At 39.8% G+C, this 20,292-nt stretch carries 16 protein-coding genes; 9 read left to right on the top strand and 7 right to left on the bottom strand.

Translation table 11 applies throughout. The features are described from left to right. Positions 1-262 precede the first annotated feature (262 nt). The 6 genes from fabG (at position 263) to SB717_RS05910 (ending at position 13,443) form a co-directional block, all read left to right on the top strand. Positions 263-1,003 (top strand): 3-oxoacyl-ACP reductase FabG, encoded by a 741-nt coding sequence (gene fabG / locus SB717_RS05935; RefSeq protein ID WP_045295283.1) that lies wholly within the window; start codon positions 263-265, stop codon positions 1,001-1,003. Between the two features lie 262 nt (positions 1,004-1,265). Next, the gene (gene addB, locus SB717_RS05930; RefSeq protein WP_410903426.1) at positions 1,266-4,766 is read left to right on the top strand and encodes a helicase-exonuclease AddAB subunit AddB; all 3,501 of its coding nucleotides are present in this window, start codon (positions 1,266-1,268) and stop codon (positions 4,764-4,766) included. Next, positions 4,759-8,496, top strand: a complete 3,738-nt coding sequence (addA, locus tag SB717_RS05925; protein WP_410903425.1) for a helicase-exonuclease AddAB subunit AddA — start codon at positions 4,759-4,761, stop codon at positions 8,494-8,496. Before addB ends, addA begins: the two co-directional genes overlap by 8 nt. Before the next feature lie 53 nt (positions 8,497-8,549). After that, positions 8,550-9,734: an exonuclease SbcCD subunit D gene (locus tag SB717_RS05920; protein ID WP_410903424.1), complete on the top strand. Its 1,185-nt coding sequence runs from the start codon at positions 8,550-8,552 to the stop codon at positions 9,732-9,734. Beyond that, a complete protein-coding gene (locus tag SB717_RS05915) occupies positions 9,731-13,123 on the top strand; it encodes an AAA family ATPase (RefSeq protein WP_410903423.1) in 3,393 nt (1,130 codons plus the stop codon). Before SB717_RS05920 ends, SB717_RS05915 begins: the two co-directional genes overlap by 4 nt. A 14-nt stretch (positions 13,124-13,137) precedes the next feature. After that, entirely contained in the window at positions 13,138-13,443 is a 306-nt protein-coding gene (locus tag SB717_RS05910; RefSeq protein ID WP_074679352.1) for an HNH endonuclease, read from the top strand. Positions 13,444-13,489: 46 nt separating this feature from the next. Here the strand turns inward: SB717_RS05910 and SB717_RS05905 are convergent, their stop codons facing one another. From SB717_RS05905 to SB717_RS05880, 6 genes are all read right to left on the bottom strand, one after another. Then, positions 13,490-13,708, bottom strand: coding sequence for a spore germination protein (locus tag SB717_RS05905; RefSeq protein WP_013055353.1), 219 nt, complete (start codon positions 13,706-13,708; stop codon positions 13,490-13,492). A gap of 60 nt (positions 13,709-13,768) precedes the next feature. Further along, positions 13,769-14,200, bottom strand: coding sequence for a spore germination protein GerPE (locus tag SB717_RS05900; RefSeq protein ID WP_074679350.1), 432 nt, complete (start codon positions 14,198-14,200; stop codon positions 13,769-13,771). Positions 14,201-14,212: 12 nt separating this feature from the next. Further along, positions 14,213-14,389 carry a hypothetical protein gene (locus tag SB717_RS05895; RefSeq protein ID WP_013055355.1) on the bottom strand — a complete coding sequence of 59 codons (177 nt, stop codon included), beginning with the start codon at positions 14,387-14,389 and terminating at the stop codon, positions 14,213-14,215. Then, complete coding sequence (gerPC, locus tag SB717_RS05890) at positions 14,386-15,102, bottom strand: spore germination protein GerPC (protein ID WP_074679348.1); 717 nt, start codon at positions 15,100-15,102, stop codon at positions 14,386-14,388. The genes SB717_RS05895 and gerPC overlap by 4 nt, the downstream gene beginning before the upstream one ends. Positions 15,103-15,191: 89 nt before the next feature. Then, on the bottom strand, positions 15,192-15,467 hold the full coding sequence (locus SB717_RS05885) for a spore germination protein GerPB (RefSeq protein ID WP_029324687.1): 276 nt from the start codon (positions 15,465-15,467) through the stop codon (positions 15,192-15,194). A gap of 30 nt (positions 15,468-15,497) precedes the next feature. Further along, positions 15,498-15,719, bottom strand: coding sequence for a spore germination protein (locus SB717_RS05880; RefSeq protein WP_013055358.1), 222 nt, complete (start codon positions 15,717-15,719; stop codon positions 15,498-15,500). Between the two features lie 198 nt (positions 15,720-15,917). On the opposite strand from SB717_RS05880, the gene SB717_RS05875 reads away from it, so the two are divergent. Together SB717_RS05875 and SB717_RS05870 are read left to right on the top strand one after the other, a co-directional pair. Continuing rightward, entirely contained in the window at positions 15,918-17,090 is a 1,173-nt protein-coding gene (locus tag SB717_RS05875; RefSeq protein WP_410903422.1) for a DUF418 domain-containing protein, read from the top strand. A 78-nt stretch (positions 17,091-17,168) separates the two neighbouring features. Further along, positions 17,169-17,516: a DUF1516 family protein gene (locus tag SB717_RS05870; protein ID WP_025749931.1), complete on the top strand. Its 348-nt coding sequence runs from the start codon at positions 17,169-17,171 to the stop codon at positions 17,514-17,516. 41 nt (positions 17,517-17,557) lie between these two features. Here SB717_RS05870 and SB717_RS05865 read toward each other — a convergent pair whose 3' ends face one another. Next, complete coding sequence (locus SB717_RS05865; protein WP_045295272.1) at positions 17,558-18,118, bottom strand: DUF2777 domain-containing protein; 561 nt, start codon at positions 18,116-18,118, stop codon at positions 17,558-17,560. Positions 18,119-18,289: 171 nt separating this feature from the next. On the opposite strand from SB717_RS05865, the gene asnB reads away from it, so the two are divergent. Continuing rightward, on the top strand, positions 18,290-20,137 hold the full coding sequence (gene asnB / locus SB717_RS05860; protein WP_074679342.1) for an asparagine synthase (glutamine-hydrolyzing): 1,848 nt from the start codon (positions 18,290-18,292) through the stop codon (positions 20,135-20,137). Positions 20,138-20,292: the final 155 nt, after the last annotated feature.

Genomic DNA, 20,292 nt, shown 5'->3' with positions numbered 1-20,292 from the left:
GAACCCTTTGTTTTCTAGAGATATACATGTTTTTTCTCAACATGTATTATCACCTCATGTATTTCAAAACGTTTTCTTAAAAATTATATGAATGATTTTTGAGCTTGACTACTAAGATGTAAGTAGAGGGATCATTACTAGAAAAGCACCGAATGATCATTAAGACGTGCTTGGCGTCGTTTTGAGGAGGGGAATGCGCTACTAAGATTCAAGCGACTTGCTGATTAATCGTTGTTAGTAAGCGTCTTATAGCGCGGGTGACATGAGATTAAAAGATAAAGTGGCAATTATTACAGGTGCAGCAAATGGATTAGGGTTCGAAGCTTCTCGAATTTTCGCACAAGAGGGTGCAAAAGTCGCTATGGTTGACTACGACGCAAAAGCGGGGGAAGAACGAGCAGCTCAGTTAAAAGAAGAAGGCGGAGATGTAGCATTCTTTCAAGTGAACGTAGCGGATCGAGACAGTGTAGATGCAATGGTAGAAGAAGTAGTGAAACGCTACTCTAAAATAGATATTTTAATTAACAATGCAGGTATTACCAGAGATGGAATGCTAACCAAATTATCAGTTGAAAATTTTCAAGCGGTAATTAACGTAAACCTTACAGGCGTTTTTCACTGTACGCAAGCAGTGGTACCGCATATGATTGCTCAAGGTAAAGGGAAAATTATTAGCACATCTTCGGTATCTGGCGTATATGGAAATGTTGGTCAAACAAACTATGCGGCGACAAAAGCAGGCGTAGTAGGAATGACAAAAACATGGGCTAAAGAGCTGGGACGAAAAGGAATTAATGTAAACGCTGTAGCTCCCGGATTTATTGAGACGGATATGGTGAAGGCGATGCCAGACAAAATCATTGATCAAATGAAATCCACTATTCCTTTACAAAGATTAGGTCAGCCTTCTGACATTGGATATGCTTATCTGTATTTAGCATCTGATGAGTCTAACTATATTAACGGTACAACACTTCATGTAGATGGTGGAATCATGATGTAAAAGTAGAAAATAACTCGCTTTTCTAAAACTTTTCAGTGGTCAAATGATCACTGAAAAGTTTTTTTGTTGCATCCAGCATTTCACATATCGGCAAAGTGGAATTTTGTCTGCAAGTTCAGTAAAATAATAAGGAGAGAGATAGAGAGATTTAGCTGATTATCACTATAAAATTTTGACGACTGCGTCACGTTTTTACGTGGCGTTTATCCATTTTGTACTTAAACAAATGAAAATATAGAGAAAAAAATGAAGGGGTGAAAACGTGGGGCTACAGTTTTTATTAGGACGTTCAGGAAGCGGGAAAACGGAATATCTTTTAAATAGCATGCGCCAAGAGCTGTTAAATGCTCCGCTTGGGCATCCACTTATTTATATTGTACCTGAACAGATGACATTTCAGTCGGAGTATGCGCTTGTTCAAACGCCTGGGTTAGAAGGCATGATGCGTGCTCAAGTTTATAGTTTTACACGTCTTGCATGGCGTATCCTGCAAGAAGTCGGAGGTATTAGCCGCTATCATGTGGATCAAACAGGTATTCATATGATGCTTAAAAAAATTATTGAACATCAAAAAAAAGAGCTTCGACTGTTTGCGAATTCTTCAGAACAAGCAGGGTTTATTGAAGAACTAGAAAAAATGGTTAAAGAATTTAAACAGTACACGGTCGATGCCCCGTCTCTCGAAGAGATGAAGCAAAAGCTTCAAGCAGAAGATGAGAAAGTCCTTGCTGATAAATTACATGATTTACATCTCATTTACGGAGAATTAGAAAAACAGCTGATGACAAAATATGTAGATGGAGAAGATTATTTGAAGCTGCTGAGTGAAAAAGTAGCCTCTTCTGCGTACCTTGCTCAAGCAACGATTTATGTAGATGGATTTCATCACTATACTCCTCAAGAATTAACGGTATTAGTAGAGCTGATGAAAGTTTGTAGAGAAGTGAAAATAGCGGTTACTTCTGATTATTCATATCAAGATTTTATTCCAAATGACTTGCACTTGTTTCGATTAACGAGCGAAACGTACCAAGAAATAATGAGTCTGGCAGCTGAAAACGGGATAGAGATTCAAGAGCCAAATGTATTTAACGAACAAAAAAGGCATCAAAACAGTCTAGAGCTTGCCTATTTAGAACGATATTATGATGAACGGCCAACGCCGGAATTTCAGTCAGAGCCCGAGCACATCCAGCTGCTGCCGGCTGTTAGCCGAAGAGCAGAAGTAGAAGGGATTGCAAGAGAAGTGCTGTCGCTTGTGCGTGATCACGGCTATCGCTATCGTGATATTGCCTTGATTGTTAGAAATGCAGAAGACTATCATGACTTGCTTCAAACCATTTTTCGAGATTATGAAATTCCTTACTTTATTGACCAAAAGCGAGCGATGTTTCACCATCCACTCGTTGAATTTATTCGCTCAGTCTTAGAGGTGGTAAGCGGGTCATGGCGATATGAAACCATCTTTCGAGCAGTGAAAACAGATCTTTTATTTCCTTTGTCATCTGATGTGCACCAGCTGCGCGAAGAGATGGATGAATTAGAAAATTACGTACTTGCTTACGGTATTCAAGGATCTAAGTGGACGAGTAAGGAGCCATTTATCTACAGAAAATATCGTTCGCTGGAAGACATGAACCTTGGAAAAACGGACGAAGAGCTTGCTTTTGAGCAAAAAATAAATGAATTAAAAAATATGATTGTTCCTCCTATTTACTCGCTTCAGCAAAAATTAAAACGAGCGAAAATAGGAAAAGAAAAAGCAGAAGCGCTCTATCGCTTTTTAACGAATTTAGATATTCCACAAAAGATAGAAGCGCTGCGCAACCGATGTGAAGAAGAAGGAAAGCTTCAAGAAGCAAGAGAGCACGAGCAGGTATGGAAAGCAATTCTCCACTTATTTGATCAGTTTGTTGAAATGATGGGAGAAGAGAAAGTATCGATTTCTTTGTTCGCAGATCTATTTGAGACAGGGCTTGACAGCATGCAGTTTGCACTTGTTCCGCCTGCACTCGATCAAGTGGTTGTGGCAAGTTTTGAGCGTTCGCGTTTATCCGATATCAAAGCAAGCTTTGTATTAGGTGTAAATGACGGTGTGATTCCAGCCAAACCAAAAAGCGATGGCCTGTTATCTGAGAAGGAGAGAGAGCAGCTGCTTGAATCAGGTTTATTACTTGCGCCAACTGGAAGACAAAAGCTGTTTGACGAACAATTTCTTATTTATTTAGCACTTTCCAGCTCTTCTGAAAAACTTTATGTTTCGTATCCTCTTGCCAATGAGGAAGGGAAGACCCTGCTGCCTTCACTCGTTATTAATCGAGTAAAAGAGCTGTTTCCGCTGCTGCAGGAAAAGCTGTTAATGACGGAACCTACGGATTTAGAAGAAGAAAAGCAAGTGGATTATATAACAAATCCCTTAACGAGTATCGCGCATTTAGCCAGCCAGCTGCAAGGATGGAAACGCCATTATCCGATGAGTTCCGCTTGGTGGGATGTATATAACTTTTATGTGGAAAATTCAGATTGGAACTCATACAGCGAGAAAGTACTAAGCAGTTTATTTTATAAAAATGAAGCAAAACGGTTAACAAAGAAAACGAGTCAGCGTCTGTATGGAAAACATATTCAAGCAAGCGTATCGAGAATGGAGAAATTTGAAGCCTGTCCGTACGCTCACTTTGCTTCTCACGGGCTTAAGCTTAAAGAGCGAAAAGTTTTCAAATTAGCAGCTCCTGACATAGGCGAGTTATTTCACGCAGCATTGAAGATGATTTCAGACGAGCTTCGCGGCGGTCAAAAAGAATGGAAGAATTTAACGAGAAAAGATTGTCAGCAGCTTTCAACGGCTGCGGTGCATGAACTTGCTCCGCGCTTACAAAATGAGATTTTATTGAGCTCTAATCGCCACCACTATTTAACGCATAAGCTGCAGCAAATTATTGAACGGGCGTCGCTTGTGTTAAGTGAGCACGCTAAGGTGAGCGGATTTGTTCCTGTTGGATTGGAACTTGGATTTGGGCCTAGCGCGGATCTGCCTTCTATGCAGTTCACACTGCCAAATGGGCATACGATGGAACTCGTTGGCAGAATTGACAGGGTAGATAAAGCGGAAAGCTCCAGAGGGCTTTTACTGCGTATTGTCGACTATAAATCAAGCGATAAAGCATTAAACCTAGTGGAAGTGTACTATGGTTTATCTCTTCAAATTTTAGCTTACTTAGACATAGTCGTGACGTATGCTGAACAGCTTCTTCATGATAATAGAGGAGCATTGCCTGCTGGCGTTCTTTATTTCCATGTTCATAATCCAATGATCAACAGTACTAAAGCATTACAGCCTGATCAAATTGAAGCTGAAATCTTTAAGAAGTTTAAAATGAAAGGACTGCTTTTAGGAGACGAGGAAGCAGTAAGGTTAATGGACGAAACGTTAGAATCAGGACACTCACAGGTTATATCAGCTGGCATTAAAAAGACAGGGGGCTTTTATTCCAATTCTTCGGTTGCGAGCGAAGAAGATTTTACACATCTCCGTCAGTATGTGCGAGGTAAATTTGTGGAGGCAGGTACAGAGATTACAAATGGGAAAATTGATATTTCGCCTTATAAACTAAAAGATAAAACACCATGTGCGTTTTGTGAATACCGCTCAATCTGTCAGTTCGATGAATCAATGGAAAACAACGAATATCGTCAGCTTAGTACAGAGAGTCAAAATGTTATTTTAGATAAAATTCGAGAGGAGGCCAAACGAGATGAGTGAAGATATACACGTAAAACCGGCCGACTCCCAGTGGACGGATGACCAGTGGAACGCCATTGTTTCATCCGGTCAAGATATATTAGTAGCCGCGGCGGCTGGCTCAGGAAAAACAGCGGTTTTAGTCGAACGTATTATTAAAAAGATTACGATGGGCGAGGAACCAATTGATGTTGATAGATTACTAGTTGCTACGTTTACAAATGCTTCTGCAGCCGAAATGAGAAATCGAATTGGAGAAGCATTGGAAAAAGAGTTAAAAAAGAATCCATCTTCTTTACACTTGCGCAGACAGCTTAATTTATTAAACCGTGCGTCGATTTCTACGCTCCATTCTTTTTGTTTAGAAGTTATTCGAACGTATTATTATTTAATCGATGTAGACCCTGGTTTTCGGATTGCAGATGATACGGAAGCGGATCTTCTGCGTGAAGAAGTATTAGAAGAATTGTTTGAAGAGCAGTACAGTATTGAACAGAACGAGCGATTCTTTGATTTAATTGATCGTTATACAAGTGACAGAAATGACTTAGATATTCAGCTTATGGTAAGAAAGCTGTATGACTTTGCAAGGTCTAACCCTGACCCAAACGGCTGGCTTGAAATGATCGTGAGTCAATATGATGTGACAGAAGACTCTTCTATTGATTCACTTCCGTTTCTATCTTTTCTTTTACAAGAAGTAACAACGCAGCTGATGGGCATTGAGTCGATTTTAAAACAGGGCTTAGAGCTGACAAAGCTGCCGGGAGGGCCTGCTCCTCGCGCCGTTAATGCAGAGGAAGACCTGGCTCAAATTCATCGGCTGCTCAGCGCTTCCAAGCATTCTTTTGCTGATTTGCATGAGGAAATGCAGAATTTGAATTTTACTCGTTTAAAACCATGTAAAGGTGAAGCATACGACTCGCAGCTTTTAGATGATTTCGGAGAGCTTCGCAAAAAAGCTAAGACAAGCCTTGAAAAACTTCATGCTGATTTGTTTTCTAGGCCTTTGCACGGCTACATGGCTGATTTTGAGAAAATGAAGCCGGTTATTGAAACGCTAATCTTTTTAGTTCAACGCTTCGGTGAACGATATGAACACATTAAAAAAGAGAAAGGGTTAGTGGATTTTTCTGATTTAGAACATTATTGCCTGCAAATCTTGAGTGTAAAAGAAGATGGAGTGCTTAAGCCTTCGTTCATTGCCCAAAAATATCGCACTCAGTTTGAAGAGGTGCTCGTTGACGAATATCAAGATACAAATATGGTTCAAGAAACACTGATTAAATTAGTGACGAGAGATAGTGAGGAACAAGGGAATTTATTTATGGTTGGAGATGTAAAACAATCCATTTATCGCTTTCGTTTAGCGGAGCCATTTTTGTTTTTAACAAAGTACAAGTGCTTTACGCAAGATGGTCGCCAGTTCGGAAAACGTATCGATTTGAATAAAAACTTCCGCAGTCGTTCCCAAGTGCTTGATGCTACAAACTTTATTTTTAACCAGCTCATGGATGAAGAAGTCGGAGAAATTGCATATGACGATGATGCTTCTTTAAAATTAGGAGCATCGTATCCAAAAGTGGAAGGAATGGAAACGGAGCTTCTGCTAATTGCAAAAGAAAATGCAGAAGAAGGAGCGGAAGAAGAATCGGATTCTTCTCTCGTCGCTTTTTCAGAAGCGGAGCTTGAAACCGCTCAGTTAGAGGCAAGAGCAATGGCACGCAAAATCAAAGAACTCGTTCAAAACCGTTTTCAAATATATGATCGCAAGCTCGATATCATGAGAAACGTGACGTATCGTGACTTTGTTATTTTGCTTCGTTCTATGCCTTGGGCTGCGCAGATTATGGATGAATTTAAACAAGAAGGCGTGCCGATTTATGCCGATTTATCAACAGGTTATTTTGATGCTACTGAAGTGATGATTATGATGTCTTTATTAAAAGTAGTAGATAACCCGCATCAAGATATTCCGTTAGCTTCTGTTCTTCGCTCGCCGGTAGTAGGGCTTTCAGATGAAGAGTTAGCTAGACTGAGAGCGGAGCAAAAGAAAGGAACGTATTACGATGCGTTAAAAACGTACTTAGCGGTTTCGTATGATGAAGAACTTCGCGATAAAGTAAAATATTTCTATGAGCAGTTAAAAGCATGGAGAACACAAGCTAGACAAAGCTCTTTGTCAGAACTAGTATGGCAAATTTACCGCGATACGGGTTTCTTTGAATTTGTTGGCGGACTTCCTGGTGGGAAACAGCGTCAAGCCAATTTACGTGCTTTTTACGATCGCGCTCGCCAGTATGAGGCGACTTCATTTAGAGGTCTGTTTCGCTTTTTACGCTTTATTGAACGGATGCAGGATCGAGGGAACGATTTAGGAGCTGCTCGAGCGCTGGGAGAACAAGAAGATGTGGTGCGTTTGATGACGATCCACAGCAGTAAAGGTCTTGAATTTCCTGTTGTTTTCGTAGCTGGTCTTGCTCGTCAGTTTAACTTGATGGACTTGAATAAAGCTTATTTACTCGATAAAGAACTAGGTTTTGGATCTAAATATATTGATCCGAAACTACGTATTACGTACCCGACTCTTCTTCAGCAGACCATGAAGAAAAAAATGAAAAAAGAAAGCATGGCAGAGGAAATGCGGGTATTATACGTAGCTTTGACGCGTGCGAAAGAAAAACTTATTTTAGTTGGAACAGTAAAAGACGCACAAGAAAAGCTCAGACAATGGAGCTCGGTTATGGCACATGAAGATTGGACGCTCCCGGCTCACGTGAGAAGAGATGCAAAATGTTATTTAGACTGGATTGGACCTTCTTTAATTCGTCACCAAAATGTTAGTCACATGGTTGAAGGAGAGATCCAGCCGGCTAAGATGATTCATCAGCACTCTTCAAGCTGGAAACTTTCAACGTTATTAGCAGGTGATTTAGCCGAACAGCCCCTTGAAGAGCAGCAGCACCATGGAGAGCTTTTGAACGCTCTTCAAAAGCATGAGCCAGTTTCAGAATCCAGCGATTATAAAGACGAAGTGTATAGACGCTTAAATTGGTCTTATGATTATCGTGTAGCTTCCGTTCATCGTTCGAAGCAATCTGTTTCTGAACTAAAAAGGCAGCAGCAGCTGACGGATGCAGGTGGAAGCGACGATCTTGTTCGGGGATCTAAAGCACCTCTTGAAAACCGTCCGCTGTTTCTTCAAGAAAAATCTCTCACAGGAGCGGAAAGAGGAACAGCTACACATGCCGTTATGCAGCAGCTTCCATTAAATAAAGCTTATACCCTCGAAATGGTTCAAGACTTTATTCAATCAATGGTTACCAAAGAATTATTGACGCAAGACCAAGCGAATGCTGTTAATGTAAATGATGTAGCAGACTTTTTAAACAGTGACATTGCACAAGGTATCCGAACGGCTCGCACGGTTTATAGAGAGATGCCTTTTAGTTTAGGTGTCTCCGCTAAAGAAATCTATGATCATTGGGAGCAGGAAGACGAAACGATTTTAGTGCAAGGTATTATTGATTGTTTATATGAAACGGAAGAAGGCCTCGTTTTACTGGATTTTAAAACGGATAATATTTCGGATCGTTTTCAAGGGGATTTTGAACGAGCAAAACCGTTTCTAATTGAAAGATACCGCATTCAGTTAGAGCTTTACGCAAAGGCCATTGAGCGGATTGTAAAACAACCTGTGCAGCATAGCTATCTGTACTTTTTAGATGGTGGACATGCTGTGGAAATATAAAAAAAGAAGAAGGCGATAGTCTTCTTCTTTTTCACCAATAAGGAGAGAGTAACATGCGTTTATTACATACAGCGGATTGGCATTTGGGGCGAACGCTAGAAGGACGGAGCCGTCTGGCTGAGCAAGCCCAGTTTTTAGATGAACTGGCAGACATTGTGGAAGAAGAAAAGATAGATGCTATTCTCATGGCGGGAGATGCCTTTGATACGGTTAACCCTCCAGCAGCGGCAGAGCAGCTTTTTTACGAAAGTATGTCTAGGTTGAGCAACAATGGAAAACGTCCGATTATTGTTATTGCAGGTAATCATGATAACCCAGATCGGCTGTCGGCGGCTTCTCCATTAGCTGTTCATCAAAATATTACGCTTCTTGGTTTGCCTACTACCGATGTAGAAAGTATTCACATTCCTACATCAGGTGAAATATTAAAGATTGCAGCTCTTCCTTACCCATCTGAATCAAGGTTAAAGGAACTGTTAGCAGAAGAAAATGATGAGCTGGCTCTTCGAAATTCATATGATGCCAGAGTAAAAGGTATTTTCGATAAAATGAGCGAGCAGTTCACAACAGATACCGTTAATATTGCCATGAGTCATATTTACGTAGCTGGCGGAAGTTCAACGGACTCAGAACGTCCAATTGAAGTAGGAGGAGCTTATACGGTGGCGGCAACTAGTTTACCTGCTAATGCTCAGTATGTAGCTCTAGGACATTTGCATCGCCCGCAAATGATCAACCGCGCTCACACCCTTGCCAGATATTCTGGTTCACCTCTTGCTTATAGCTTTTCAGAGTCAGGGTACGCAAAGTCTGTTACCATTTTAGACGCTCAGCCAGGAAAAGAGGTTGAAATGACTGAAATTCCATTATCTAGCGGAAAGCCTTTGACGCGTTGGAAAGCGAAAAATGGATTGGCAGAAGTATATACATGGCTTGATGAGCAAAAAGATGCGCAGGCATGGGTCGATTTAGAAGTTCACGTAGAAGATGCACTTTCTCTAGAAGAAATCCATCGACTTCGTAAGCTTCATCCAGGCTTTATTCATATTCGTCCGGTATTCAAAGCAGAAGAACTAGCAAATGAAACACGTTCACAGCGCGAAGTGCCAATCGAAGAACTGTTTACAAAGTTCTACAGCAGGCAAACCGGCGGAGGAGCACCTGATACTGAATTAGTCAAACTGTTTTTAACCTTAATTAACGACGAAGAAATATCGGGAAAGGAGGATGAAAAATGAAACCTATTAATTTGACCGTTTCGGGACTTCACAGTTTTAGAGAAAAACAAACTGTCGACTTTGAAGCGCTGTGTTCAGGCGGTGTGTTCGGAATATTTGGTCCTACAGGAAGCGGGAAATCCTCCATTTTGGATGCCATTACACTAGCTTTATACGGAAAAGTAGAGCGTGCAGCCAATAATACACAAGGAATTTTAAATCACGGGGAAAACGAACTGAAAGTATCGTTTACGTTTGAGCTGGAAAACGCGAGTCATAAAAAACGCTATACTGTTGAACGAAGCTTTAAACGGACGGATGAGCTGCGTGTGAAATCAGCTTCCAGTCGATTGATTGAAATCGAAGATGAAACGTATGTATTAGCGGATAAAACAAATGATGTAAACCAGCAGGTACAGGAACTTCTTGGTTTAACCATTGATGATTTTACAAGAGCTGTTGTATTACCGCAAGGAAAATTTGCAGAGTTTTTATCGTTAAAAGGGACGGAACGCCGTCAAATGCTTCAGCGTCTTTTTAATCTCGAGCAGTACGGAGATCAGCTTAGTAAGAAAATACGCTATCAAGTTCAGCAGCTAAAAACAGACCTGGATAAAATCACGGCAGAACAAACGGGATTAGGTGAAGCTTCAACAGAGAAAGTAACGGAAGCTGAGCAGCTTGTAAGTGATAGCATTGTACTTTTGGAAAAACGAGAAAAAGAAGCGGCTGATTTGCAAGAGCGATACGATCAGCAGGCGTCTCTTTGGAAAGCACAGCAGGAAAAAGCACAGCTAGAAGAAAAGCTAGCACATGCTTCTAGGCAGGAAGAAGAGATTAGACAAAAGAAAGATTTGCTGACGAAAGCCCAGCAGGCTGAGCGTCTTTTTCCTTATTTAGAAACATTTGAACAAGCTGAAAAACAGCAGAAGCTTTATGAAGGTAAAGTAGAGAATTTAAAAGCACAAATTGTTCAAAAAAGTGAGGAATATAAGCGTTCGAATAGCTTATATGAGCAGGCTCGCTTGTACAAAAATGAACAGCAGCCCAAATTGGTTGTTCAAAAAGAACAGCTCCAACAGGCTTCTGATCTTCAAAAACAAATTAAAGATGGACAGCAAGAAGTAAAAGAAGCGGAAGTCTCTCTTCAGCAAAAGCAGCAGGCACTTCAAACGAAAAATGATGAATTAATGGAAGCGGATAAGCGGTATCAGCAAGGTCTGAACCTTCAAAAAGAGTTGAAAGAAGCATTAACAAAAGTGGAGATTCAACCTGATTATCGGCGAGCTGTTCAGCAAGCATTCTACCGTTATCAATTATGGAATAATGATAAAAAAAATCTAGATGAAGGCCAAAAAACGTATAAAGAAAAAGCGGAACAGCTTCAGCATTTGCATACACAAAAACAAACACACCAAGAGAGATATCAGCAAACAATAGAACGAAGTAAAGAATTATTTTCAGATATTCAAGGCTTGTATCACACTGTATGTGAGCGGGAAAAAGAGTTTCAGCAGCTTTTTCAACAGGCGGATCATTTAATGAGTGATCTAAAAAGACGCAAAGAAAAAGAATGGTCACATCGTCTGGCTCATCAATTAGCTGAACAGCTGACTAAAGGAGAGCCTTGTCCAGTTTGTGGCTCTGAGCATCATCCTAACCCCGTTTTAAACCAAGAAGAAGAAAATGGTACAGTAGAATCAGCGGATCAGTTTGAAGATCAAGTCAATCACTTGCGAGAACAGCGATTTAGCTATTCATCACTTAAAATGCAGCTTGAACAGCTAGCTAAACCTCTTGTTGAAAAAATACCTGATTTAGCTGGTTTTATGAAAGAAGCTGGCGAAGTTCCTGCTTTAGGAGAAATGGGTACAGATGCCTTTGGCCAGTATGCTAAGAAAATAGAAGTTGAAATCAAATCTCTTGAGCAGGATTATTTGCAGGTGAGTGAAAAGCAGCAATCAATTCTCGGGCAGGTACAGAAAGTCCAGCAAAGTCTTGAAAAGATTGAATTAGAGCTTGCTCATTATCAAAAAGAACAAGCTGAATTAGAAGGAAAAGTCAATCAGCAAAAACAAGCGCTACAAGCAAGAAAAGAAGCTTTTCAACAAGACTATCCTTCCTTTGTATTTGAAGAGATGGAGAAAATTAACGAAAAGCTGACTGAAAGAGAAAAAGAAGAGCAGACAATAAAGGCTCGAATTGAAAAAAGCAGCGTATTTTTTGAAAATCAGCAAAAGAAAATCGAACGTCTAAAAGAAGAAAAATATGCGGGCGAAAAAGAATTTACCGAATTAAAAGCAATGCTGTCTCATAAACAATCTCTTGTTCACTCACAAATTGAACGCTTGCGTAAGCTTACAGATCAAGAAGATATTGAACAGGCGCTGCAAAAAACAGTTTTTTTACTTGCGGAGTTAGAGACGAATGAACAGCAGGCGTATCAACATTGGCAGACTGTTCAAAAAGCGTACCAAACGCTGCAAATGGATGAAAAAGCAGCGAGCGAATCTCTAGAAACAGCTCATATCCAGTATAAAAAAGCAGCTGAAAAATGGAAAGAAGCGATAGGGAATTCTTTATTCAGCGAAGGAAAAGAAGTTCAGCAAGCTCTGTTATCACATGATGAGATGAAATTGTTGGATGAAACTGTTCAGGCTTATTGGGACAACATAAAACAGATGAAGTCATCAATTGAACAGTTAAATATCCAGCTGAATCACCAGTCCATAGAAGAGCAGCAATTTGAAGAAACTCAGCAGCTGCTTCATGATATAAAAGCAGCTGTAAAAGAAGCCGTTCAGCTCAAGGGAGCAGCTGAGCAAACGTTAAAAAGCGTCAAAGAACGACATGAGCGATTTTTGGTGCTTGAACAAGACCGTGAAGAAAAACAAGCTTTATTTGAACAGTATCAGAAGCTTCAAACAGTATTTAAAGGAAATGCTTTTGTGGAATATATTGCTGAAGAGCAGCTGATGTCCGTTAGCCGAGATGCTTCGGAGCGTCTGAGTATATTAACACGCCAGCGCTATGCGATTGAAGTTGATTCACAAGGCGGCTTTATCATGAGAGATGATGCAAATGGAGGCGTAAAACGTCCGGTCTCAACTTTATCAGGAGGCGAAACGTTTTTAACTTCCCTCGCTCTGGCCCTTTCATTATCTGCACAAATACAGCTAAGAGGAGAATATCCACTGCAGTTTTTCTTTTTAGATGAAGGATTTGGAACGCTTGATGGCGAGCTTCTTGATACCGTGGTTACGGCGCTTGAAAAACTTCAGTCCAATAATTTATCAATTGGAGTCATCAGTCACGTGCAAGAACTTCGGGCTCGGCTGCCAAAACGCTTGATTGTTGAGCCATCCGAGCCTTCTGGCAAAGGAACTAGTGTAAGAGTAGAAACTTTATAGGGAAGGAAATCTATATGAAGAAAAAAGACAGGCGAATAGGAACATGCGAATTATGCGGAAGGCAGGATGTCTTGACGACCGTACATCATTTAACGCCAAAGGAAATGGGCGGAGCGTTTGAACCGACGGCAAACTTATGTATTCCGTGTCATAAACAAATTCATGCGTTATACACAAATGATGAATTAGCCATTCGTCTTAATACGATTTCTTTATTACAAGCTGATTCTAAAATTGGCTCTTTTATTAAATGGATTCGTAAACAGCCTTCTTCTAAATTACCTAAAACCAAAAAATCAAACAGCCGAAAATCCAAGTGAATAAAAAACCCCTTATCCGCTTTAATAGCAAAGATAAGGGGTTTTTTTAAGCGTTTGCTGCTATATTTTGATCAAATAAATCTGGATCTAACGTATTTGTTCCTGAAATGCCGTTATTGGTATTAACAAAGTTACCTGTATTTAAGGAACCGGAGCCTGAGGCTGTTTTAGCAGCGCTTTTTGGAGAAACATAGAACGTATCTCCAAACGTTACGACACCGCCTCCGACGCTCGTGATACTAACGGGTCCGATTATTGCTGGCATGAGGTTCACACCCTTTTTTTCGTGATATTAATTTAATATATGAGCAGCTTCTTAAAAGGTTCACCCACCGCTGCGAGCTTGCGAAGTAGGGCTGTTTGATGTTCCTGTTTCAGCTTCCTTTGAAGGTTCATCGTTGAGCAGTTCACGAATATGCTTAATGCGGGCTTCTGCATAAACATTGCAAGTTGATCCAATATGGATAACTGATGAGAATGAACATCCTTTTATATCAATTCTGTTAACGCGGATCAAAGGTATTTCATTCCATGTTTGAACGGGAATAGGTTCGTAATCGCCATGAGGAATAGGCTCATTAAAGATAGCGTAATCATCAAAGTTTCCTTCTCTGCCGTAGAAAAACGGGTACTGTCTCCGATCAGCTAAAGCTTTATTAAGTAGATGAATTTCTGTTGAATCTCCAATTTGGCAAAAAGAGCTCGCCGACAAGGAATTAATTTCTATATAATTAACAGAAGATGTGCGTGAAAGCATACGTAAGCTCCTTTACGATAACGATAGTGGCACATAAGGTCCGATAATCAAAGATTCAGCCGGCGTATCAAATGTTGAGGATAGAGAGATGTAATTTGCATCACCAATTAAAAAAAGAGAAGAAGAAGATACGCCTGTAATACTAACGTCTCCAACAAGCAATTCGCGGTTTACAACGTTAAAGTTCATGAAGGGGGTCCACCTTTCTTTAAAGATTCAGGTAAATACGTTAAAAATGCGTCAATTCCTTTTTTCATATCCTCATAAAGTTTACCGATAATTTGTGGTTTAATTTGTTCAAAATTTCGTTCCATTTCTTCCGGCTGAACTTGCTGTATATAAAAAGTAATCCGCTGCTGCAGCTGCTTTTTAATATCTTCTAAAATAAACTCGTAGTATGATTCATCAATCATCATCGAGCGCTCATCAAGCACATGTTGAACCATAGAAAATCCATGTTGGTTAAGTTCATCTAAAATCGTTTCATGAATATGAGAGACCCACTGTTTTTCTAGCTGGCGGTTCAATGGTTTTAAGCTGGGATTTTGCGGTCCAGGACCTCCGGGTTGTCCCGGCTGCTCACCTTGAGGCGGCTGCCCTTGTGGCTGAGCTCCTTGCGGAAATGTTACTTCTGGTTTCTCATTAATAATGATATCTTCTAAATTATCGGGTGTAAGAGGGTTCAATCCAATATTTAATGTTCCATCTAAAGAATCAATTTTTAACTGTTCAAATTTATATTCAATTTTATCGATTTTAATAGGTGGCTGTTCACCTAACTCTTTTATTTTTTGCTGAAGTTCTTGTACGTTTTTTTCAAGTTGAGCAATGCGTCCTTCTTGCTGCTGAATATACGAAGACATTTGCTGAACATACTGATGAACTTGCTGAATATAGTTCATGTTATCCACCTTCAATCACCTCGATTCCTTTATCTTCCGATAAAGAAAATAGTTATATATATACATATGGCGATGAAGGTTGTAACATGTCAGTCGTTGTCTCGAGCCGGGGGAGTTAACGACTGTGAAAAAGGAGCTGGGGCAGTTCCCGCGCCGGTTCCTGGGGTAAAGGTAGAAGGAGAAACAGATCCAAGAATGCCTTTTTTTGTTTCAGTAGGTGCAGCGCCTGTAAACCCTCCTGTATTAAAGAGATTTGAGTTTGGCTTAATGACACCGACGCTTCCGATTTGAAGTACCGAAGAGTTACTGACAGCACTGATTTTCATACTTTGAATACAGATACTTTGATTCACATAAAAGTTCATAAGCATCCTCCTGTATGAGCTTCATTTCTATTAGAGATTTCCAGCGACATTTTGATCATTTACGTCATTGTCCGACGTATTCGTTGAGCTCTGCTGATTCACAACATATAATCCGTCGCCTGTATTAAATGAACCTGCGCCAGCAAATGTTTTAGCAGTAGAAATAGGGGCTATTGTATAAACATCTCCAATATGAAAGACGCTGGCTGAACCAACACTGTTAAGATTAACAACACCAACAATGGCAGGCATAGGCAAACACCCTTTTAATTTAGTCTAGTAACAGCATATGAAGCCTAGACAAAAAGGTGATTAATGCTTTTTCCTTATCTATATGCAGGGAGTAAGTAAAACATTAAAGAGAGGAATGGAAATAGTAAACATTGAAGAAAAACTTTTGCGTTCGATATAATGTGAAAGCAATAATGAAATCATGTAAGGTGTGAAAGAATGAAACGTTTCAAAATGAACGCAGCTGATAAAGAACAGCGTATTGAAGCAGCGGATGTATTAAAAGGAATCGCGCTTATTGGTATTTTACTGATGAACATGCCCGATTTTTATTCGCCTGCTTCCTATTACGACAATAATTTGATGAATGGTTCAAGAATGAGTTATGTTGCTAATGGATTAGTTGATATAGTAATAGGGCAGACAGGGTACGCGCTGCTCGCTATTTTGTTTGGATTTGGTTTTATGAAAATGTTCCAGCGTACATACGAAAGGCAAGTAAGCTTTACTCCTTTTTATGTACGAAGAATGACGGCTTTGCTTCTCGTTGGGGCTATTCATGCTGTATTTATTTGGCACGGTGATATGATTGTGATATACAGCTTCTTTGCTTTGATTATGCTACTTTTTCAAGAAGCAAAGAAAGAAGTGTTATTAGCGTGGGGAACCGGAATATTTAGCATTTACGCTGTGATTATGATTGTTATTTTAACAGTAGCGGCTTTGGTTAATGAAGGAGATACAGCAGCGGGAATTCACCAGCCTATTATTGACCAAGCGCTTCAAGTATATGGACACGGAAGTTTTGCATCAATCTTTCATCAGCGCTTGCTGGATTGGTACTACGCGTATAATTTAAATACGGTTCCTTTTCTGTTTTTATCGCTATTTCCACTGTTTTTATTAGGCGGTTTTATGGCAAAAAGCGAGTGGTTCGAAGAAATAGAAGAATATATAGTGGAGACGAAGTGGCTTTGTCTTATTTCATTCATCGTGTATGCAGCATCATCTGTATTGCCGTATGTTTTAGATCACAATGTTGCTACATCCTATATTCACGATACAATCGGAGGAACGGCAGGAGCTATTTTTGTTGTAACGTTGGTCACATTAGCTATGCGAAGTGTATCTATTCGAAAAATCATGCAGCCATTTGCTCTTTTGGGGAGAATGATTTTAACTAACTATATTGTCCAGTCTATTGTATGTACATTCCTTTTTTACTCATATGGGTTAGGATACTATGGACATATTTCAATTGTAGAAGGATTGGCTATTGCGGGGATTATCATTTTTGTTCAACTGCTGGGAAGCTGGATATGGATGAGCCTATTTTCAGATGGACCGCTTGAAAAACTCATTCGGAATGCCACTTATGGACCCGGCCGCTAAAAATCCTTTTCTTTCCTTATATTATTGGTGAAGGAAAGGTTTTCATGATATGATATTTTCAGAAAGGACGTGAGATGAATGGCTCCACTACATATTCATGTAACGCTTTGGACATTATTGATTATCTCGTTTGTGGTTTCGTTGATTTTACATCGAGCAGGTAAAGCTAAAGGTCAGAAAATTCTACATATGGTAGCGAGACTCCTATACTTATTAGTGTTAGTATCAGGTCTGCATATGTTAGCAGCTTGGTACCATTTTCAAGGTGCAGCGCTCATTAAAGGGATTGCCGGAGTGCTAGTGCTTGTGGGAATGGAAATGGTACTTGTTCGTACTGAAAAAGGAAAGCGTACAGGCGTTGCTTGGGCAGTTCTTGTAATTGCGCTTATCTTAGTATTCTATTACGGATATGTCGTACTAGGATAAGAAAAAAGCTATCTTGGATAAGATAGCTTTTTTCTTTTGCTTTAATCTAAAAAAAGATTCATTGAGCGTTCTCCATCGTTAACGGTATATTCAAATCGGTCTAGGTACTGGGTGCCTCGTTCGAATAAATGCTGAACGGCACAAATTTTTTCCTCATTGTCATAAATGATAAAATTAGCACCTTTTGTATCACCGTCTGTCGGTAAAAAACATAATGTGTTGTGACAGTAAATACAATCATAAAGAGAGAATTTTAATGAATTTAAGTGCTGAGTGAATGATAAAAAGGTCTCTTTCGGTAGTGATTGAAGAAGCTGTTCGTATGCATAAGGTAGCTTTTTAGTCAGTCTTAGCTTATCCCCATTTCGCAATAAATACGTTCCATCGTGAAGCTTTATTTGACGGTCATCAACCATAATGGCTTTTTCCCAGCGTGTATCAATAAGAAGTTCTAATGTATCATCCATTACTTCATGGAGCATGGAAGCTTCGTCACTTTCATCTTCAAAGAAAATCCACTGTGAATCAACACATTCAACCGTACCAATCACGAAGGAACGCGGCTGATTGTTCATAGCTTGTTGTTTAGAATAATGATTCATAATCAAACCTCCGTGTGAAATTTATCCATATTTTTTTATTGCCTAAAAAAGCTCTCTTTATAACTCGAAAGTAAAAATAAAATATAAGGACAATTCAACTGTAACTATTGCGTGCATACAATGGCATTATTTCATTCATAAACAAGAGCGTGAAAGAAAGGATGATAAACGATGTGTGGTATAACGGGTTGGGTCGACTTAAAGCGATCGCTTTTAAATGAAACAGCAACAATAACAAAAATGGCTGACACTTTATCGAAAAGAGGTCCTGATGACACCAACGTATGGACACAGCAGCACGTTGCTTTTGGGCACAAACGCTTAGTTGTAGTAGATCCCCAGGGCGGAAGACAGCCGATGACACGAGAAAAAAATGAACAGCTCTACACGCTTTGCTATAATGGAGAGCTTTACAACACGGAAGATATTCGGAAAGAATTACTAAAAAGAGGTTATCAATTTCAGGGACATTCAGATACGGAAGTACTTCTAACATCTTATATAGAATGGAAAGAATCATGCGTAGATCATTTTAACGGTATCTTTGCTTTTTCAATCTGGGATGAAGCCAATGAAAAGTTATTTATAGCACGCGACAGAATGGGAGTGAAGCCCTTATTCTATCGATCCTATGAAGGTGGAATTCAATTTGCATCGGAATTGAAAGCGATATTAGCTCATCCTGAGGTAAAAGCAGAAGTAGGATTAGATGGATTAGCAGAAGTGTTTGGCTTAGGACCTTCTCGTTCTCCCGGCCACGGCGTATTTAAAGAAATAAGTGAATTGCGCCCGGCTCACGCGCTCACGCTTACGCGTAACGGGTTGAAGATTTGGCGATACTGGAACGTAAAAAGTGAGCAGCATACAGATGATTTAGGTGAAACGACCGAAAAAGTTAAATTTTTAGTGCAAGACGCGATTGTAAGACAGCTAGTGTCAGATGTCCCGGTTTGTACATTTTTATCAGGTGGAGTGGACTCAAGCGCTATTACAGCAATTGCTGCAAATGCGTTCAAAGAAAGTGGAAAGGGCTCTCTTCATACGTATTCTATCGATTATGAAGACAATGATAAATTTTTTAAAGCAAATGAGTTTCAGCCAAATTCTGATGGAACTTATATCAAGCTCATGTCGGATACGTTTCAAACAAAGCATCACCGCTGCATTATTTCAACGGAGGACCTTGTGCAGCATTTAACAGAGGCTGTAGAGGTGAGAGACCTTCCTGGAATGGCTGATGTAGATTCATCGCTGCTTTGGTTTTGCCGTGAAATCAAACAAGATTTTGTCGTGAGCTTATCAGGAGAATGTGCAGATGAAATTTTTGGAGGATATCCGTGGTTTCACCGAAAACATGATTTGTCTTCGGATACCTTCCCGTGGATGCGTTCATTAGATGCTCGAATTGATTTGCTGCAAAGTTCATGGAGAAAGAAATTACAGTTAGAAGACTATGTGCGTGCAAGATATGAAGAAACACTAAAGGAAGTGCCTGAATTAGAAGGTGAATCGCTAGAAGATGCGCAGCGGAGAAAGCTGTTTTATTTAAATCAGGTTTGGTTTATGACAACTTTATTAGATCGTAAAGATCGTATGAGCATGGGCGCGAGCTTAGAAGTACGCGTACCTTTTGCAGATCATCGCCTTGTGGAATATGCATGGAATATTCCGTGGGAGATGAAAATGACGGGCAATAAAGAGAAGGGGATTTTACGCAAAGCGCTTGAAGGAATTTTGCCTCATGACGTTCTTTATCGCAAGAAAAGCCCTTACCCTAAAACACATAACCCAGCTTATACAAAAGCTGTAACAGTATGGCTTCAATCTCTTTTACAAGATAAACAGTCACCTCTTCATGAATTTTTTGATAAGCAGCAGTTAAAGCATATTATTGATACAGGCGGAGAAGGGTTTAAAGCGCCGTGGTTTGGTCAGTTAATGACAGGACCTCAGCTGCTAGCTCATCTAGCTCAAATTCACGTCTGGTTTACTCACAATAATATTCAAATTGTTGAATGACAGGACCCTCTCAGTACAGAGGGTTTTTTTTATAAAATCAGTCAGCCATTTCTCTTTTTTATACGTTTAAGTAGAGAAGAAGACCGCAGTCTATTTTTGTATAACTTTACATAGATATAAAATAAAAGCTTGGAAGCACCGAATAAAGGGAAAGT

The organism is Priestia sp. SIMBA_032, from assembly GCF_046535215.1.
Classification (GTDB): Bacteria; Bacillota; Bacilli; order Bacillales; family Bacillaceae_H; genus Priestia; species Priestia aryabhattai.
Note: the sequence above shows the minus strand (reverse complement) of the source record. Positions and strands in the feature narration are given on the sequence as shown.

Coding starts and splice junctions, on each gene's coding strand:
- SB717_RS05880 (WP_013055358.1), bottom strand. CDS start 15,719: ATGCCTGCCATTGTTGGTGTTGTTAATCTTAACAGTGTTGGTTCAGCC.
- fabG (WP_045295283.1), top strand. CDS start 263: ATGAGATTAAAAGATAAAGTGGCAATTATTACAGGTGCAGCAAATGGA.
- gerPC (WP_074679348.1), bottom strand. CDS start 15,102: ATGAACTATATTCAGCAAGTTCATCAGTATGTTCAGCAAATGTCTTCG.
- SB717_RS05915 (WP_410903423.1), top strand. CDS start 9,731: ATGAAACCTATTAATTTGACCGTTTCGGGACTTCACAGTTTTAGAGAA.
- SB717_RS05885 (WP_029324687.1), bottom strand. CDS start 15,467: ATGAACTTTTATGTGAATCAAAGTATCTGTATTCAAAGTATGAAAATC.
- SB717_RS05905 (WP_013055353.1), bottom strand. CDS start 13,708: ATGCCAGCAATAATCGGACCCGTTAGTATCACGAGCGTCGGAGGCGGT.
- SB717_RS05875 (WP_410903422.1), top strand. CDS start 15,918: ATGAAACGTTTCAAAATGAACGCAGCTGATAAAGAACAGCGTATTGAA.
- asnB (WP_074679342.1), top strand. CDS start 18,290: ATGTGTGGTATAACGGGTTGGGTCGACTTAAAGCGATCGCTTTTAAAT.
- SB717_RS05920 (WP_410903424.1), top strand. CDS start 8,550: ATGCGTTTATTACATACAGCGGATTGGCATTTGGGGCGAACGCTAGAA.
- SB717_RS05870 (WP_025749931.1), top strand. CDS start 17,169: ATGGCTCCACTACATATTCATGTAACGCTTTGGACATTATTGATTATC.
- SB717_RS05865 (WP_045295272.1), bottom strand. CDS start 18,118: ATGAATCATTATTCTAAACAACAAGCTATGAACAATCAGCCGCGTTCC.
- SB717_RS05900 (WP_074679350.1), bottom strand. CDS start 14,200: ATGCTTTCACGCACATCTTCTGTTAATTATATAGAAATTAATTCCTTG.
- addA (WP_410903425.1), top strand. CDS start 4,759: ATGAGTGAAGATATACACGTAAAACCGGCCGACTCCCAGTGGACGGAT.
- SB717_RS05895 (WP_013055355.1), bottom strand. CDS start 14,389: ATGAACTTTAACGTTGTAAACCGCGAATTGCTTGTTGGAGACGTTAGT.
- SB717_RS05910 (WP_074679352.1), top strand. CDS start 13,138: ATGAAGAAAAAAGACAGGCGAATAGGAACATGCGAATTATGCGGAAGG.